Annotated in this window: 15 protein-coding genes and 1 pseudogene; 10 read left to right on the forward strand and 6 right to left on the reverse strand. The window is 73.5% G+C overall.

Annotated features, from left to right (window positions below; all coding sequences use genetic code 11):
- Positions 1-80 precede the first annotated feature (80 nt).
- Entirely contained in the window at positions 81-551 is a 471-nt protein-coding gene (locus tag GKS42_RS04965; RefSeq protein ID WP_154792846.1) for a PLD nuclease N-terminal domain-containing protein, read from the reverse strand.
- Positions 552-573: 22 nt separating this feature from the next.
- Here GKS42_RS04965 and GKS42_RS26385 point away from each other — a divergent pair.
- A pseudogene (locus GKS42_RS26385) lies at positions 574-750 on the forward strand (DUF4229 domain-containing protein); the annotation flags it as partial.
- Positions 751-909: 159 nt separating this feature from the next.
- On the opposite strand, the gene GKS42_RS04975 reads toward GKS42_RS26385, so the two are convergent.
- Positions 910-1,788, reverse strand: a complete 879-nt coding sequence (locus tag GKS42_RS04975; protein ID WP_154792848.1) for a 1,4-dihydroxy-2-naphthoate polyprenyltransferase — start codon at positions 1,786-1,788, stop codon at positions 910-912.
- A gap of 66 nt (positions 1,789-1,854) precedes the next feature.
- A complete protein-coding gene (locus tag GKS42_RS04980) occupies positions 1,855-3,087 on the reverse strand; it encodes an AMP-binding protein (RefSeq protein ID WP_232847935.1) in 1,233 nt (410 codons plus the stop codon).
- Positions 3,088-3,145: 58 nt separating this feature from the next.
- Here GKS42_RS04980 and GKS42_RS04985 point away from each other — a divergent pair, with 58 nt between their 5' ends.
- Both GKS42_RS04985 and GKS42_RS04990 read left to right on the forward strand, forming a co-directional pair.
- The gene (locus GKS42_RS04985) at positions 3,146-4,216 is read left to right on the forward strand and encodes a DUF3048 domain-containing protein (RefSeq protein WP_168217761.1); all 1,071 of its coding nucleotides are present in this window, start codon (positions 3,146-3,148) and stop codon (positions 4,214-4,216) included.
- 50 nt (positions 4,217-4,266) lie between these two features.
- Positions 4,267-5,034 (forward strand): LLM class F420-dependent oxidoreductase, encoded by a 768-nt coding sequence (locus GKS42_RS04990; protein WP_154792849.1) that lies wholly within the window; start codon positions 4,267-4,269, stop codon positions 5,032-5,034.
- 30 nt (positions 5,035-5,064) lie between these two features.
- On the opposite strand, the gene GKS42_RS04995 is transcribed toward GKS42_RS04990, so the two are convergent.
- Positions 5,065-6,768 (reverse strand): cation:proton antiporter, encoded by a 1,704-nt coding sequence (locus GKS42_RS04995; RefSeq protein ID WP_154792850.1) that lies wholly within the window; start codon positions 6,766-6,768, stop codon positions 5,065-5,067.
- A gap of 138 nt (positions 6,769-6,906) precedes the next feature.
- Here GKS42_RS04995 and GKS42_RS05000 point away from each other — a divergent pair, with 138 nt between their 5' ends.
- Positions 6,907-7,221 carry a hypothetical protein gene (locus tag GKS42_RS05000; protein ID WP_154792851.1) on the forward strand — a complete coding sequence of 105 codons (315 nt, stop codon included), beginning with the start codon at positions 6,907-6,909 and terminating at the stop codon, positions 7,219-7,221.
- A 9-nt stretch (positions 7,222-7,230) separates the two neighbouring features.
- On the opposite strand, the gene GKS42_RS05005 is transcribed toward GKS42_RS05000, so the two are convergent.
- Positions 7,231-8,181 (reverse strand): 1,4-dihydroxy-2-naphthoyl-CoA synthase, encoded by a 951-nt coding sequence (locus tag GKS42_RS05005; RefSeq protein ID WP_154792852.1) that lies wholly within the window; start codon positions 8,179-8,181, stop codon positions 7,231-7,233.
- Between the two features lie 118 nt (positions 8,182-8,299).
- Between GKS42_RS05005 and GKS42_RS05010 the strand changes: the two genes are divergently transcribed.
- The 3 genes from GKS42_RS05010 (at position 8,300) to GKS42_RS05020 (ending at position 12,711) form a co-directional block, all read left to right on the forward strand.
- Positions 8,300-9,292 (forward strand): o-succinylbenzoate synthase, encoded by a 993-nt coding sequence (locus GKS42_RS05010; RefSeq protein ID WP_154792853.1) that lies wholly within the window; start codon positions 8,300-8,302, stop codon positions 9,290-9,292.
- Complete coding sequence (gene menD / locus GKS42_RS05015; RefSeq protein WP_154792854.1) at positions 9,289-10,986, forward strand: 2-succinyl-5-enolpyruvyl-6-hydroxy-3-cyclohexene-1-carboxylic-acid synthase; 1,698 nt, start codon at positions 9,289-9,291, stop codon at positions 10,984-10,986. The genes GKS42_RS05010 and menD overlap by 4 nt, the downstream gene beginning before the upstream one ends.
- A gap of 90 nt (positions 10,987-11,076) precedes the next feature.
- Entirely contained in the window at positions 11,077-12,711 is a 1,635-nt protein-coding gene (locus GKS42_RS05020; protein ID WP_232847936.1) for a trypsin-like peptidase domain-containing protein, read from the forward strand.
- A gap of 16 nt (positions 12,712-12,727) precedes the next feature.
- Here GKS42_RS05020 and GKS42_RS05025 read toward each other — a convergent pair whose 3' ends face one another.
- Positions 12,728-14,026 (reverse strand): isochorismate synthase, encoded by a 1,299-nt coding sequence (locus GKS42_RS05025; RefSeq protein ID WP_154792855.1) that lies wholly within the window; start codon positions 14,024-14,026, stop codon positions 12,728-12,730.
- 194 nt (positions 14,027-14,220) lie between these two features.
- On the opposite strand from GKS42_RS05025, the gene GKS42_RS05030 reads away from it, so the two are divergent.
- The 3 genes from GKS42_RS05030 (at position 14,221) to GKS42_RS05040 (ending at position 16,883) form a co-directional block, all read left to right on the forward strand.
- The gene (locus GKS42_RS05030) at positions 14,221-14,913 is read left to right on the forward strand and encodes a demethylmenaquinone methyltransferase (RefSeq protein ID WP_154792856.1); all 693 of its coding nucleotides are present in this window, start codon (positions 14,221-14,223) and stop codon (positions 14,911-14,913) included.
- A 282-nt stretch (positions 14,914-15,195) separates the two neighbouring features.
- Positions 15,196-16,503 carry a geranylgeranyl reductase family protein gene (locus GKS42_RS05035; RefSeq protein WP_174791045.1) on the forward strand — a complete coding sequence of 436 codons (1,308 nt, stop codon included), beginning with the start codon at positions 15,196-15,198 and terminating at the stop codon, positions 16,501-16,503.
- Between the two features lie 17 nt (positions 16,504-16,520).
- Entirely contained in the window at positions 16,521-16,883 is a 363-nt protein-coding gene (locus GKS42_RS05040; protein WP_154792858.1) for an NADH-quinone oxidoreductase subunit A, read from the forward strand.
- Position 16,884 lies beyond the last annotated feature (1 nt).

A 16,884-nucleotide genomic window follows, 5' to 3' on the forward strand; every position in this document is an offset into this window, starting at 1 on the left:
CCGTGAGGCAGTACCTCGCGCCTGAAGAAGTAGTCTCTCCGGTTCTTCGGGCGGGGAGGTCTGTGTGACGGCGGGAGATACTACGCGCGGTCCTCGGTGTCCCCGGGCTTCGGTCCGGTGCGGCGTCCATCGGGCCGGTCGGTGCCCTCGTCGCCGTCGTCGGAGCTGTCCGCCGAGGCACCCGGTCCACTCGTCGGCAGTGCCGGCGGCACCGGAGGTTCGGGCGACTTCGTGACCTCGGGCGGGGTCGGGCGGTTCAGTCCGGCCAGGAACTCGGGGTCGTCGTCGGGCGCGACCGGGCGGCTCGGGCGTCGCGAGGGCCGTGGGGCCGGGTAGTCATCGGCTCCGCCGTCCGCGGAACCGCCCGTCGCGATCGGGAGCCGGGACGCGATGAGCCAGATGAGGGCGCCGACCCCGAGGGTGACGATGATCACGGCCACCCACAGCCACGCAGGCAGCCCGAGGCGTCGCCGGGGGTCCTCGGTACGTGCGACATCGAGGATGGCGTAGGTCATGAGACCGATGATGGCCAGGACGAGCAGGAACCTCATTCCCAGAGCCTACGCTGAGTCCATGGCTCTCCTCATCTACAGCGTGCTCCGGATCGTGCTGGTGGTCGGCGCCGGTGCCGTGCTGTACCTGCTCGGACTGCGCAGCTGGCTCCTCGTGCTCGGCGCGGTGCTGCTGGGGGCGGGCCTGTCCTACGTGCTCCTCGAGGTGCCGCGTCGGCGCGCGGCCGAGTCCATGGCGGCCCGGCGGGCTGACGGGGACCGGTTCTCCAAGGCCCTGGCCGAGGAGGCGGCGGACGAGGACGCCGAGGCGGACTCGATCGCAGGTGCGGACCTCGCGGAGCGGGCGCGCTCGGCCGGCGCCGAGCGGACGCCGTCGGCCGGCGCCGAGCGGACTCCGTCAGCCGGCGCCGAGCAGGAGGGCGCCGCCGAGGACCAACCCGAACGCGAGCTCAAGGAGGCCGGTGTTCTTGAGCACGACGATCAGGTCACGCCCGGTCGCACCGCCGAGGACCCGGCGCGCGAGGACCACCGCCACGGGAGCCAGCAGCAGGAGAAGTAGCGCCCACGGGGTCCACGCGGTCACCGCGAGCCCCGCGAGCAGCGCGGTCACGAGCATCGCCACGTAGGCGACCCGGGCTCGCCGCTCGCCGAGCCGGACGGCCAGGGTGAGCTTGCCGACGCCGGCGTCGGTGGGAATGTCGCGAATGTTGTTGGCCATCAGAAGAGCGCAGGCGAGCAGGCCGATCCCGATGGCGCCGAGCACGGCCGGGCCGGTGATCCGAAGCGCCTGCGAATACGTGGTGCCCAGAGTGGCGACCAGCCCGAAGAACACGAACACGGCCACCTCGCCGAGGCCCCGGTACCCGTACGGGGAGCGTCCGCCCGTGTAGAACCAGGCAGCCACCACGCAGACCACCCCGACGACGAGCAGCCACCAGAGACCGGACACGGCGCACAGGGCCAGCCCGAACAGGCCGGAGACCCCGAACGCGGCGAACGCGGCGGCCTTGACGCGCTTCGGCGGGACCGCGCCGGACGCCGTCAGCCGCTGTGGCCCGACGCGGACGTCGTCGGTGCCGCGGATGCCGTCCGAATAGTCGTTGGCGAAGTTCACACCCACCTGCAGGGCCAGCGCCACCCCGGCCGCGAGCAGGGCGCGCACGGCGGAAACCGAGCCCACGAACGCGGCCGCCCCGGTGCCGGCGAGGACCGGTGCGACCGCCGCCGGGAGGGTGCGCAGCCGCGCACCCTCGAGCCAGTCACTCACCGAGGGCATGCGGACTCCGTTCACGTGGGACCGGCCCCGGACGGGGCGCGCAAGCGAGGATATCGGGCCGCGAGGTCAGGGCTGCGCGGGGTCAGCTCGGTCCGTGCTGCCGTGCCGTTCGCCGTGCCGTTCGCCGAGGCCCGCCGCGAGGTCCGCCGCGGCGCTCGCCGCCAGGGTCAGCCGGTCCACCTTGCCCGGCCCGCGCAACGGCAGGGACTCGCGCACGAGCAGGGCACGCGGCGCCCCCGGGCCGCCGCCGACGGCAGCCCGGACGGCGGTCAGGTCGGGCGGGGCGGCCCCGGGCCGGGGGACCACGACGGCTGTGACCGACTCGCCCCACTCAACGTCCGGGACGCCCACTACGGCCACTTCCGCGACCGCGTCCAACGCGGCGACGGCCCGTTCCACCGCAGCCGGGTGCACGTTGACGCCACCGGTGACGAGGACGTCGTCCACGCGGCCGAGCACGGTCAGCGTGGCGTCGTCGAGGGCGCCCGCGTCCCCGGTGCGCAACCACCGGCGGCCGTCGATCGTGACGAACGGATCGGGGCCGTCGTCGAGGTACCCGTTGGCAAGCACCGGCCCGGCGAGGTGGATCCGGGCATCCGCGTCCAGGTGTACGTCCACGCCGTCGAGTGGGACGCCGTCGTAGACGCAGCCGCCGCAGGTCTCGGTCATGCCGTAGGTGGTCACCACCGGGATGCCGGCCTCCCGGGCGGCGGTCAGCACCGGCCCGGCGGTGGCAGCACCGCCCACGAGCACCGCGGCGCAGGTGCGCAGCAGGTCGACGGATGCCCCGCCGTCGGCCAGGACCCGCACGAGCTGGGTCGGGACCAGGGAGAGGTACCGGGGCACGTCGCTGCGCATCGCGCGCAGCGCGGCGGTCAACGCGGCCGGGGTGAACCGGCCGGGTCGCATGGCGACCGGCATGGTCCCGGCCAGGACCGAGCGGATCAGCACCTGCAGGCCCGCCACGTGGTCGGTCGGCAGCGCCAGCAGCCACTGGCCCGGACCGGCAAGACGCGCCTCGGTGGCGCTCGCGCTGGCCCGCAACGCGGCCGCGCCGAGCGCGACCGGGCGGCCGACGCCGCTCGTCGACCCCGAGGTAGTCAGGATGACCGCGGTGCCGGCCGGGGCCAGGTCGCGTGCGGCGGCAGCCGCCGGCGCGGTCGCGACCGCCGGACCGGTGCCGTCGAGGGCGTCGGCGAGCGCCGCCAGCAGCTCGTGCGGCGGGCGCACCGGCAGATCGTCGGAGTCCGGGACGGGGCCCGGCTTGCTGGGGGCGGGGGACTCGGGCGACTCGGACACGGGCCCCAGCCTAGGAGGCAGACGGACGCGGCCGCGGCTGGGGCTAGAGTGGGCCGCGATGTTGAACGCGACCAGAGCCGGACGCCGGCACCGGACCGCCATCGCGATCGTTGCCGCGTTGCTCATGGTCGCAGGATGCTCCGGGCAGGACCCCCAGGACGGGGCCACCGAGACCGTCGAGGTCCCCCCGGAGGTGGTCGTCGACAAGGCCGCCCCGCCGGAGCCGGCGGCGGTGATCGTGTGGCCGCTGACCGGCGTTGCCGGCGAGCCGGCCGCGCGACCGGCGATGTCCATCAAGATCGAGAACTCGAACGCCGCACGACCGCAGACCGGCTTGCAGGCGGCGGATGTCGTCTGGGAGCAGATGGTCGAGGGTGGCGTCACCCGGTTCAACGCGGTGTACCACTCGACGATCCCGGACGAGGTCGGGCCGGTCCGGTCGGTGCGCCCGATGGACGCCGGAATCTCGGGCCCCTACGGTGGTCTGCTGGTCTTCTCCGGCGGGCTCGCCCCGTTCGTCCAGGCGGCGCGCGACGTAGGCCTCCAGGTGCTCAGTGACGACGGCGGTCAGGCCGGATTCCACCGGTCCTCGGACCGGGTCGCCCCGCACAACCTGTACGGGACCCCACAGGAGTTCCTCGACCAGGCCGACGCCGCGGACACCGCCCCGCCGACGCAGTTCACGTTCGCCCGCACCGCCGCGCAGGCGACCGCGACCACGGCCGGGACCCCGGCGGGCTCGCTCGCGGTCAACTTCCCGCAGGCACACCCGGGCTGGACCTGGGACGCCGGCCAGGCCCTCTGGCTGCGCACCGAGGACGGCGCCCCCGCGACCACCACCGACACCGGTCAGCTCACCGCCGTGAACGTCGTGGTGCTGCGCGTGGATGTCGTCACAACCGCCTACCGGGACCCGAGTGGCGCCGCCGTGCCCGAGACCGTGGTGGTCGGATCCGGTGAGGCAGTGGTGGCCACCGGTGGTCAGACGATCACCGGCACCTGGACCAAGCCCGACGAGGCCTCGCCCGTCACCCTGACCACCGCCGACGGCACGGTCATCGAGCTGGCCCCGGGGAACACCTGGGTCGAGCTGCTGCCGACCTCGAACGGTTCGATCTCCATCGACTGACCATCCCTTCGAGCACCGACCCGAGCACGACCCGAGAACAGGGAGCCCACGTGTCAACACCCGTGCGTATCGCAGCCCAACTCCAGCCACAGCACGCCCCCGACTACGGCCTGATCCGTGACGCGGTGCTGCGCGCCGAGGACGCCGGCGTCGACATCATCTTCACCTGGGACCACTTCTACCCGCTCAACGGCGACCTCGATGGTCACCACTTCGAGTGCTGGTCGCTGCTGGCGGCCTGGGCGGAGCAGACCGAACGGGTCGAGCTCGGCGCGCTCGTGACCGGCGGCGGGTACCGCAACCCGGACCTGCTCGCGGACATCGCGCGCACCGTGGACCACATCAGCGGCGGGCGGCTGATCCTCGGCATCGGGGCCGGCTGGAACGAGAAGGACTACGACAACTACGGCTACGAGTTCGGAACGCCGGGCAGCCGGCTCGCGCTCCTCAAGGAGTACCTGCCCCGGATCCGGTCACGGTTCGAGCAGTTGAACCCGGCCCCGCTGCGTGAGATCCCGATCCTGATCGGCGGCGGCGGAGAGCGCAAGACGCTGCGCCTGGTGGCCGAGCACGCCAACATCTGGCACTCGTTCTCCGACCTGGAGACGCTGCGGCGCAAGAACGCGATCCTGGCCCAGCACTGCGCCGACGTGGGCCGGGAGTCCGCCGTCATCGACCGGTCCACGTCGTGGCCCGGCGCCGACGGGGCCGCGGCCTACGCGGCCGAGGGGGTGCGCCTGTTCACGGTCGGGGTCTCCGGGCCCGAGTACGACCTGACCGAGGTCCGCAACGCCGTCGCCTGGCGGGACGCGCAGTAGCGACCGGCTCCTGGCCGGGTCAGTGCCGGGTCAGTGCCTGCTGTCGCGGCGGAACAGCCGGGCCTCCTCCTGATCGAGGAGGTGCTCGGCGTCCGCGAGGGACCGTGACCGGTGCACCCCGAGCGAGCGAGCCTCGATCAGGGCGGCCCGCTCGGCCTCGATGACCCGGCGTCGCAACCGCACATACACGTCGTGCGGTCCGCCGTCCTCCCCGGTGTCGCGGACTGCGGCCGCGCGCAGCACGCTCTCGGAGCGGACCCGCTCGAGGATCGCGGGCTCCACCCCCTCCTCGCCCTCGAGAGCGGTGTCGCTGACCGTCGCCAGGCCCGTGCTGCTGATCTCGTCGAGGAGGGCGGCGAGGTCGGCGCGCTCACGCTCCGCGCTGGCGCCGGTGATCCCGAGCCGGCGGACGAGCGCGGGCAGGGTGCCGCCCTGCAGCAGCAGCGTCGCGATCGCGACGGTGACCGCGACCAGGATGAGCTGCGGCCGGTAGGGCAGGTCCCGGGGCAGGGTCTGGGCAGCGGCGAGGGTCACCACGCCGCGCATCCCGGCCCACCCCAGCACCACGCCGCCGCGCCAGCCGAGGCCCTCCGCGGTGAGGGAGTCCACGTCCGCGCGCCGGCGCGCGAGCATCCGACCGATCCGGGACGCCCGTTCCCGGGTCCGGTCGTCGTCCGCGGGGACGTCTCGCAACCTGTCGAGCGCCTGGTCGAGGTAGACGCCCCGCACCCGCGCCCGGCGCGCGTCCCGGCGCAGGATGCCGATCAGCGGCACCATGAACGCGAACCGGACCACGATCAGGACGGCCGTCATGAGCAGTCCGATCAGCACCGCCGAGCCGACCCCGAGGTCGTCGTCCTGGACCTGGGCCACAAGGGTGGCCACCTCGGTGCCGATCAGCAGGAACACACCGTTCTCCAGGATGAACTGGACGGTGCGCCAGTTCAGGCGCTCGCTGATCCGGTCCTGCGCGGTGAATCTGGTGGCGCTGCGGTGCCCGGTGACGAGCCCGGCGACCACCACGCTGAGCACCCCGGAGGCGCCCAGCTCCTCGGCCGGCAGGTAGGCGATGAACGGCACCGCGAACGAGATGGACGTGGTCAGGACGGGGTTGTTCAGGTGCGAGCGCACCGCGACCGTCGCGAAGCCGATCACGATCCCGACCCCGATCGCGACGACGACCGCGAACATGAAGTCACCGACGACGCCCCAGAACGAGACCGCCGCGGCGGTGGCGGCGATCGCGGACCGCAGCAGCACCAGCGCGGACGCGTCATTGACCAGGCTCTCGCCCTCGAGCATGGTGACCAGCCGCCCGGGCAGGCCGACCCGCTTACCGATCGACGTGGCCGCTACGGCGTCCGGTGGGCTGATCACGGCGCCGAGCGCGAAGGCGGCCGCCAGGTTCAGGTCCGGGAAGATCAGGTAGAGCAGGTACCCCGAGACCGCGGTGCTCAGGATCACCAGCACCACCGAGAGCCCGGTGATCGCCTTGAGGTTGCGCCGGAAGTCCATCAGCGGCACGTTCACCGCCGCGGAGTACAGCAGCGGTGGCAGTACCCCGACCAGGATCCACTCCGGGTCCACCTCGATCGACGGCGCGAACGGTACGAAACTGAACAGGGTGCCCACCACGATCAGGATCAGCGGTGCGGCCACTCCGAGCTTCGGCGCGAACCTCGCCACGAGCACGATCGTGACCAGGGCTGCGACGGCGCCGAGTGCGTACTCCATGAGAGAAACCTAAGGTGTCGGTCCAGACGCATCAGACCTCGGTATGACGAGACCATCGGGCGCCGGGGGGAGGCAGCCGCCCCCGGATCACCCGCACGGACCGATGTGCGCGGCGCGCGCGGCGAGCAGGATCGAGGCATGGCCACGATCAGTCCCGCACCCGCCGCAGTCCGTGTCGCCGCACCCGCGCGCTCCCGGCTCGCCGAGCCGGCGCCCGCCGTCCGGACCGAGCCCGGCGTCCGGGCCGGCACCACCGACCGGGCCGAGCCGGACCTCGGCACGCACGCGCCGCCGTCGGCCCCGTTCGGTGCGGGCGCGGCGCAGCCCAGCCCGGTCCGCGACTCCCTGCTGCCGGCCACGCTGTCCCTGCTCGCGGTGCTCGGCGTGCTCACCGGCCTCGCGGCCGCCGCCGGCTGGGTCGTGCGGTCCGTCGCCGAGTACTTCCTCGGCTGAGACGCCGACTCAGAAGTAGTGCGGGAAGCCTGACCAGTCCGGCGGGCGGCGCTCCAGGAACGCGTCCCGGCCCTCCACGGCCTCGTCCGTCATGTACGCCAAGCGGGTGGCCTCGCCGGCGAACACCTGCTGCCCGGCCAGGCCGTCGTCGGCCATGTTGAACGCGAACTTGAGCATCCGGATCGCCTGCGGCGACTTCGTGGCGATGATCGCCGCCCATTCCAGCGCCCGCTCCTCGAGCTCCGCGTGCGGGACCGCCTCGTTGATCGCCCCCCACGCCTGCGCCTGCTCGGCGGAGTACTCGCGGGCCAGGAAGAAGATCTCCCGGGCACGCTTGTCACCCACCTGGCGGGCGAGCAGCGCCGAGCCGTAACCGGCGTCGAACGACGCGACGTCGGCGTCGGTCTGCTTGAACCTTCCGTGCTCGATCGAGGCGATCGTCAGGTCCGCGACCACGTGCAGGCTGTGTCCGCCGCCGGCGGCCCAACCCGGGACGACGGCGATCACCGGCTTGGGCATGGTGCGCATCAGTCGCTGCACCTCGAGGATGTGCAGGCGCCCGGCGTGGGCCGGGTCGATCGTCGTGGCCTGCTCACCCTCGGCGTACCGGTACCCGTCCCGGCCCCGGATCCGCTGGTCGCCACCGGAGCAGAACGCCCAGCCGCCGTCCTTGCCGCTCGGGCCGTTGCCGGTCAGCAGCACGGCGGCGACGTCCGGGCTCATCCGGGCGTGGTCGAGGGCCCGGTACAGCTCGTCCACGGTGTGTGGGCGGAACGCGTTGCGGACCTCCGGCCGGTCGAACGCGATCCGGACCACGGGCAGATCCCGTGGCTGATCACCGGTCCGGTCCACGCCGCGGTGATAGGTGAGATCGGTGAGGTCGAAGCCGGGGACCTCGCGCCAGCGCTGCGGGTCGAACAGGTCGGAGACCTTGGCGGGGAGGGGAGCGGAGTCAGTCACGCTGACACTCTAGGGCGGCGCCCGCCCCCCGGTACCCGCTGCCGTGCGCCGCCGGTGCCCATGCCTCGCCCGGGCCGGGCACCCCGGACCGCCGGTCACCGGCCCTTATCCTGAACCGGTGAACCCCCGCGTCTACGCCACGCCCCTGCGCACCCGTTTCCGGGGGCTTGAGGTCCGGGACGGCGTGCTCGTCCACGGCCCGGCCGGCTGGGGCGAGTTCTCCCCGTTCTGGGACTACGACGCCGCGGAGTCGACGGCATGGTGGCGGGCCGCGCACGAGGCTGCCACGCTCGGTTGGCCCGAGCCGGTCCGCACCCACATCCCCGTCAACGTCACCGTGCCCGCCGTCGGGCCGGACCGCGCGGCCGCGATCGTGGCCGCCTCCGGCGGTTGCACGACGGCGAAGGTCAAGGTCGCCGAGCCCGGCCAGTCCGTGGCGGACGAGCAGGCCCGCCTCGAGGCGGTCCGCGGCGCGCTCGGTCCGGGCGGGCGGATCCGGATCGATGCGAACGCGGCCTGGGACCTGGACACCGCGCTCGACCGGCTCGCCGTCCTCGACCGCGCAGCGGGCGGCCTGGAGTACGCCGAACAACCGTGCGCGGACGTCGCAGACCTGGCCACGCTGCGCCGTCGGGGCTCCGTGCCGATCGCCGCGGACGAGAGCATCCGCCGCGCCGAGGACCCGATGGCCGTGGTCCGCGCCGAGGCCGCGGACGTCGTGGTGCTGAAGGTGCAGCCGCTCGGCGGGGTCCGCGCGGCCCTGCGGATCGCCGAGGAGGTCGGCCTGCCGGTGGTGGTCTCGTCGGCCCTGGAGACGTCCGTCGGCATCGCGGCCGGCCTGGCCCTGGCCGCGGCGCTGCCCACCCTCGAGCACGCCTGCGGACTCGCCACCGTCCACCTGCTCACCGCCGACGTGGTCGCGGACCCGCTGCTCCCGGTCGGCGGCCGGATCGAGGTGCGCCGCCCCGAACCGGACCCGGCCGCGTTCGCCGCGACCCTGGCCGACGACGCGGTCACCGCCCGCTGGCTGGACCGGCTGCAGACCGTGGCCGCGCTCGCCGGCCTGCCCGTGCCGGAGTCGGCCGGGTCCGCGGGAGAGGGATCGGAATGAGTGCGACGACCGCGACCGGCCCGGACGCGACCGACCCACCGGTGCCGTCGGCGGCCGCCGCCCGCGCGCTGGTGGCCGAACTCGTCGCCGCCGGTGTCCGGGACGTGGTGCTCGCCCCGGGCTCACGCAGCGCCCCGCTCGCCTACGCACTGCACGCTGCCGAGCGGGCCGGCTGGCTGCGCCTGCACGTCCGGATCGACGAGCGCAGCGCCGCGTTCGTGGCCCTCGGCATCGCGCGGGTCCGCCCGGCCGCGGTGGTGACCACCTCCGGTACGGCCGTCGCGAACCTGCACCCGGCGCTCCTCGAGGCGGCGCACTCGGGCGCCCCGCTGGTGGTGCTCACCGCCGACCGCCCACACGAGCTGCGGGGGGTGGGCGCGAACCAGACCACCGAGCAGGTGGGCATCTTCGGTTCCGCGGTGCGTTGGCACGCCGAACTCCCGGCGGACGACGCGGCGCCGACGCGAGGGGTCCGGTCCGCGGTGGTGCGGGCCGTCGCGGCCGCGCGCGGGCTGCGCTCGGGGCACCCCGGCCCGGTGCACCTGAACGTCGCGTTCCGGGACCCGCTCGCGCCCGCCGACGACTGGCTGCCGGGCGAGGCTCCTGCGACCCACACCGACGTCGCCCCCGCGGTGGCGCCGGCGGCGCCCATGGTGCTGGACCGCGGCCCCCGGACCGTGATCGTGGCCGGCGACGGCGCAGGTGCTGCGGCCGTCCGGCTCGCCGCCGCGAGTGGCTGGCCGGTGCTCGCCGAGCCCGGCTCGGGCGCCCGGCACGCGCCCGGGGCGGTCACCGCCTACCGGACCCTCCTGGCCGACCCGGACCTCGGACCGCGGATCGAGCGGGTGGTCCAGTTCGGGCGGCCCACGCTGAGCCGGCCGGTCTCGCTGCTGCTGGCGCGCCCCGACGCGCAGGTGGTCGTGGTCGGCCCCGGCCCGGACTGGGTGGACGTCGCGGGCACCGCCGCCGCGGTCAACGGCGCGGTGGACGTGGCAGGCGAGATCACCGTCGACGAGCGCGCGTGGGCCGGCCGGTGGGCCGTCGCGTCGGCGGCCGCGGAACGAGCACTCGCCGGGGAGGAACTGGCCGGGCCGGCTGTCGCCCGGGCCGTGCTCGCCGCCGGTGGCACCGTGGTGCTCGGCTCCTCGATGACGATCCGGGACGCGGACCTCGCCGGCCCGGTGGGGCAGCGCGAAGGCGCCGCCCGCGTGTTCGCCAACCGCGGCCTGGCCGGCATCGACGGCACCGTCTCCACGGCGACCGGGCTGGCCCTCGCGACCGGCGGACCGGTGCGCGCCCTGATCGGGGACCTGACCTTCCAGCACGACGTCGGCGGCCTCGCCCGCGGCCGGCTCGAGGCCGAGGTGGACCTGCAGGTGATCGTGCTCAACGACGACGGCGGCTCCATCTTCGCCACGCTCGAGCACGGTGCCCCGGACCACAGCCGGGACTTCGACCGGCTGTTCGCCACCCCTCAGGGGTTGGACATCGCCGCGCTCGCAGCCGGCTTCGGTGCCCGGCACGTCCTCGTCGCCACGGCCGCCGAGCTCGGGACGGTGCTCGCCGAGCCGGGCTCCGGGCGCAGCGTGGTGGAGGTGCGGCTCGACGGTGCCACCGCCCGGGACCGCGCGCTGGCGCTCACCGAGCGGATCCGGGCCGGCGTGGCCGCCTCGCTCGCCGACGTGGATGGCTGAGGAACTCCCAGGAACCTCCCAGGAGAGGTCGAGGTGATCGCAAGGTCCATCGACTGAAGTAGTGCTCACACCGATTCTTTGGAGGATCCGATGAGCACACCGAACCCGACGCCGGGCTGGGCCACCCCGAACAGCGAACGTCCGCAGGCCCCGGCCACGCCGGGGAACCAGGCAGCTCCGGGTCAGGCCACCGCTGGCCAGGCCGGCCCTGGCACGGCCGTCACCCACCCCTACGCCTACGCCGCCTCGCACACCCCGAACGCGACCGGTGGCACCGCCGGAACCGGCACTGCCGGCACCGCCGCCCTGGCCGCCCCGACGCAGCCGGCACCGACGGCGCACCAGCACCCGGCTCCGACGGCGCACCAACAGCCGGCACCGACGGCGCACCAGCACCCGGCACCGACGGCGCACCAGCGCCCGGCATACCAGGCCGCCACCGGCACCCAGGCGCCCTACCAGGGCGCCACCGGCGTCCGTCCGCCGTACCAGGGCGGCGTCCGCACCCAGACGCCGTACCAGGGCGCCACGAGCACGCACGCCACCTCGCAGGGCAACGGGTCCGCCGGAGCCACGCCGCCGCCGTCGACGTTCGGCCCGGGCAGCGGGTGGCAGAGCCCGCCGCCGGCCCCGGCCACCACGGTGAAGCGGCCGCGGACGTGGCTCGCCATCACGGCCGCCGCGGTCCTGGCCGCCGGCCTCGCGAGCGGTGGCACCGCCGCGCTGCTGCAGAACACCTCGTCCAGCGGAACCCTCACCCAGGCCGACGCGCCGGTGACCGTGCCCGTCTCGGCCGACGGTTCACCGGACTGGGAGGCCGTGGCCGCCCAGGTGCGACCCAGCGTCGTCGCGATCACCTTCTCCTCCAGCGCGGGCAGCGGCGCCGGATCCGGGGTCATCATCGACTCCTCTGGGCTGATCCTGACCAACAACCACGTGGTCGCGGACGCCCAGTCCCTGACCGTGACGCTCTCCGACGGCCGGATCTTCGAGGCCAGGATCGTCGGCACCGACCCGACAACGGACCTGGCCGTGATCGAGCTGACCGACGCGCCCGACGACCTCGAGGCGGCAACCCTCGGCAGCTCCGACGACCTCGCGGTCGGGGAGTCGGTCATGGCCGTCGGCAACCCGCTCGGCCTGGACAGCACCGTCACCACCGGGATCATCTCCGCGCTCGACCGCCCGGTGAGCGCGACCGGCGGCGGGCAGGCGCAGGACGCGGTGGTCACGAACGCCATCCAGATCGACGCAGCGGTCAACCCCGGCAACTCCGGCGGGCCGCTGTTCGACGCGAACGGTCGCGTCATCGGCATCACGTCCTCGATCGCCACCCTGAGCGAGTCCTCGGGCAGCATCGGGCTCGGCTTCGCCATCCCGGTGGACCTGGCCACGAACGTGGCCGACCAGCTCATCGCCGACGGCACCGCCGAGCACGCCTACCTCGGGGTGTCCCTCACGGACGACACCGCGACGGCCGACGGCGTCACCCGGACCGGTGCCGCAGTCGCGCAGGTCGGCGACGGTACCCCCGCCGCGGAGGCCGGCCTGCAGGAGGGCGACGTCATCGTGCAGATCGACGACCACGCCGTCAGCGGCGCCGAGTCGCTGACCGGCTGGGTGCGCACCTACAACAGCGGTGACACCGTCACCCTGACCGTGATCCGGGGCGGTGACTCGATCGAGGTCGAGACCACCCTGGCCAGCCGGGAGGCGGCCTCCTGAGCCCGGTTCGGACCGCTCAGGAGGCCAGGGCCGAGCGCATCGGCTCGAGCTTCGCGTCGGACTCGGCCAGTTCATCGGCCGGGTCCGACGCGGCGACGATCCCGCACCCGGCGAACAGCCGCAGGCCGCGCGAGTCCGCGTCCACCTGGGCCGACCGCAACGCGATGCCCCACTCGCCGTCGCCGTCCGCGCCGATCCAGCCCACCGGACCCGCATAACGGGCCCGGTCCATCTGCTCGTGGTCGGCGATCACCTGCGCGGCCACATCGGTCGGCGTGCCGCACACGGCGGCAGTGGGGTGCAGCGCCGCCGCGACGGCGAGCGAACTCATCTGCGCGTGCGGCCCGGCGAGTACCGCGGTCACGTCGCTCGCCAGGTGCATCACGTTCGGCAGGTGCAGCACGAACGGGGCGTCCGGCGCGTTCGTCGACGCGGCGAACGGCGCCAGCGACCGGGTCAGCGAGTCGACGGCGAACTCGTGCTCCTCGAGATCCTTGGACGAGCGGGCCAGGGATGCGGCGCGGGCCAGGTCGGCCTCGTCGTCGCCGCTGCGCTGGATGGTCCCGGCGAGCACCCGGGATGAGATCAGGCCGCGCTCCCGGCGCACCAACAGCTCCGGGGTCGCGCCGACAAGGCCGTCGACGGCGAACGTCCAGCAGGAGCGGTAGTCGCGCCCGAGGTTGGACAACAGCCGCCGGACGTCCAGCGGGCCATCCAGGTCGGCGCGCACGTCGCGTGCCATCACCACCTTGCCGGCACTGGCGCTCCGGATCAGGTCGATGACCGCGGCCACCTGGGCCCGCCACTGCCTGCGAGTCAGCGCGCCGTCGGTGTACTCCACGGCGGGTGCCGGCAGCGGTGGCGCGATCCGGGCGCGAATCTCGGCGATCGTCGGCGGCGGCACGAGGTCCGCGGCGGCGGTGATCGTCGTCACCCAGGCCGCGTCGCCGCGCCGTCCGACCACGATCTGCGGCACCACCAGGACGCCACCGGCCGGGGAGTCGGGAGCGAAGGAGAACGAGCCGAAGGCGACCGCGCCGGTACCCGGGAGGCCGACCTCGTCGCGGACCACCATGTGCTCGGTGAGCGAGCGCCAGGCCGCGTCGGCGGCCGCGAACCGGTCCACGCCGTCGGTGGTGATCCGGGCGGCCTCGCCCCACCCCACCACGCCCTCGCCGCGCCGTACCCAGGCCGCCGCGCCGCGCGCGTGGGGCGCCGGCAGCAGGCCGAGCAGGTCCGGCAGCCCTTCGGCGGGGACTGCGATCGTGCGCGCCACAAGCGTGGAACTGGCGGTCAGGTGGGCTGCGTCGGTCATCACCCATGAGCCTAGCGACGCCTCGCGATGACGCAGGTCGTCGGTGCCGGTCCGCGCCGGTGATCCGTGTCACGGCGCCCCCGGAGCACACCCGGCCGCTGCCCGGGGCGGGACCTTGGTCCCAGGAACCGGCCGTGGCCCCGGTCGGATGCGTGGTTGCGGAGCCGGGCCCGGCGGTGCGCCATGATGGAGCCATGTCACGCGCCAGCCTGGACAAGGACCCCCGCGAGGTCGCGGGAATGTTCGACGACGTCGCCCGCAAGTACGACCTCACCAACGATGTGCTCTCCCTCGGCATGGACCGGCTGTGGCGCACGGCCACGCTCGCCGCCACCGCCGCGCGACCGGGGGAGCGGGTGCTCGATCTTGCTGCCGGTACCGGCACCTCGAGCGAGGACTACGCGGACGCGGGCATCGAGGTGGTGCCGTGCGACTTCTCCGAGGGCATGGTGGCCGTCGGTAAACGCCGTCGGCCGGACCTGGCGTTCGTGGTCGGTGACGCGATGGCACTCCCGTTCGCCTCGGACAGCTTCGATGTGGTCACCATCTCGTTCGGCCTGCGCAACGTCGCGGACACCGCCGCCGGGCTCGCGGAGATGCTCCGGGTGACCCGCCCGGGCGGGCGGATCGTGATCTGCGAGTTCTCCACGCCGCCGAACCCCGCGTGGCGGGGGATGTACGACATCTACCGTGACCACGTGCTGCCCCGCGTCGCGAGCCTGGTCAGCTCGAACACGGAGGCCTACTCCTACCTGTCCGAGTCGATCGCGAGCTGGCCGGACCAGGTGCGTCTGGCCGAGCTGATGCAGTCGGTGGGCTGGCGCTCGGTCGGGTACCGGAACCTGACCGGCGGCATCGTCGCACTGCACCGCGCCACCAAGCACTGACAGGCGTCGCCGACGCCTCTCACCCACTGGACGAACTCGAATTAGCGCAGCATGGCGTCGCGTAAATCGGCCGGAAATCCGCCACTTTCGAGGTGAGGGTCACCTAACCGGACGGTTCGTCGTCGCGGGGGTAGCCTAGGCGCGTGGCCGGCCTTGCACGCCGGTGCCGCCCCCCGTGAAACCTGCGAACCGGAGCGCCCTGCGCGCTCGGTGAGAAGGAGGGTGCGCCCGGCAATAGGGTGGCGGTGAGGACACGATTCAGGATGGGAACAGGTGGACAGCGTGGGACACGCACCAGGTGATGATGCGGATGTCATCGTCGTCGGTGCCGGACCCGCCGGCGCCGCCGCGGCGCACTACCTGGCCGCCGCCGGGCGCGAGGTGCTCCTGCTCGAGAAGGCGACCTTCCCGCGGGACAAGATCTGCGGCGACGGGCTGACCCCGCGGGCCGTCTCCGAACTCGTCCGGATGGGCGTGCCCACCCCGGCCGAGGACGGCTGGATCCGCAACAAGGGGCTGCGCGTCATCGGCGGTGGGCACACGATCCACCTGCCCTGGCCGGAGATCGAGCGCTACCCGAACTACGGCCTGGTCAAGTCCCGGATGGACCTGGACGCCACGCTGGCCCACCACGCACGCGCCACCGGCGCGAAGCTGATGGAGGGCATGAATGTCACCGGTCCCGTCACAGACGACCGCAGCGGCCGGGTCATCGGGGTCACGGTCCGTCAGGTGGACGGCAAGGGCCGCCGGATCGACGGCGAGGCCGGTTCCGAGCGCACCCTGCGCGCCCCGGTCGTGATCGCGGCGGACGGCGTCTCCGCGCGGCTGGCGACGTCGCTCGGCATCACCAAGAGCGACAACCGCCCGATGGGCGTCGCGGTACGCACCTACTTCAAGACCCCGCGCCACGACGACGAGTGGATGGAGTCGCAGCTCGAACTGTGGGACGGCGAGGCCGGCAGGTCGAACCTGCTCCCGGGCTATGGCTGGATCTTCGCGCTCGGCAACGGCCTCGCCAACGTCGGCCTCGGCTCGGTCAGTTCCAACGCCAAGGCGACCCAGCTCGACTACAAGTCCCTGATGGCCGCCTGGATGCGCAACGCGCCACCGGAGTGGGAGTTCACGCCGGAGAACCAGGTGGGCCCGGTCCGGGGTGCCGCACTGCCGATGGCGTTCAACCGCAAGCCCCACTACAGCCGCGGCCTGATGCTCGTCGGCGATGCGGGCGGCATGGTCTCCCCGTTCAACGGGGAGGGCATCGCGTATGCGCTGCAGGCCGGTCGGGTCGCGGCCGACGTGGCCGGGCAGGCCCTCGCACGCACCTCCGACGCTGCCCGTGAGCGCACCCTGGCCACCTACCCGGTGCGCATGCGCGACGAACTGGGCGGCTACTTCACGCTCGGACGACACTTCGTCAAGCTGATCGAGCGGCCGGCCGTGATGCGCGTGTGCACGAAGTACGGCCTGCCGCGACCCCTGCTCATGAAGTTCGTGCTCAAACTGCTCTCGGACAGTTACGACACCCGCGGTGGCGACGCCATGGACCGCATCATCACCGCCCTGACCCGCATCGTCCCGGCTGCCTGAGCGGGAGAGGAAGAGATATGACCAACCCGTACATCCCGTTGCTCATCATGGGTGGGCTCGCCCTGCTCCTCGGGGTCGGTGGGCTCGCGGCCAGCGCCGTCATCGGGCCGAAGCGCTACAACAAGGTCAAGGTGGATGCCTACGAATGCGGCATCCAGCCCTCACCGCACTCCATCGGCGCCGGCCGGTTCCCGATCAAGTACTACATCGTGGCGATGACGTTCATCGTCTTCGATATCGAGGTGGTCTTCCTCTACCCGTGGGCAGTGAGCTTCACCGAGCTCGCCGGGTTCGGCCTGATCGCCATGTTTGGCTTCCTGTTCCTGATCACCGTGCCGTTCGTCTACGAATGGCGCCGTGGCGGCCTGGACTGGGACTGAG

Origin of the sequence: Occultella kanbiaonis, assembly GCF_009708215.1 — a bacterium.
In the GTDB taxonomy this organism is placed as follows: Bacteria; Actinomycetota; Actinomycetes; order Actinomycetales; family Beutenbergiaceae; genus Occultella; species Occultella kanbiaonis.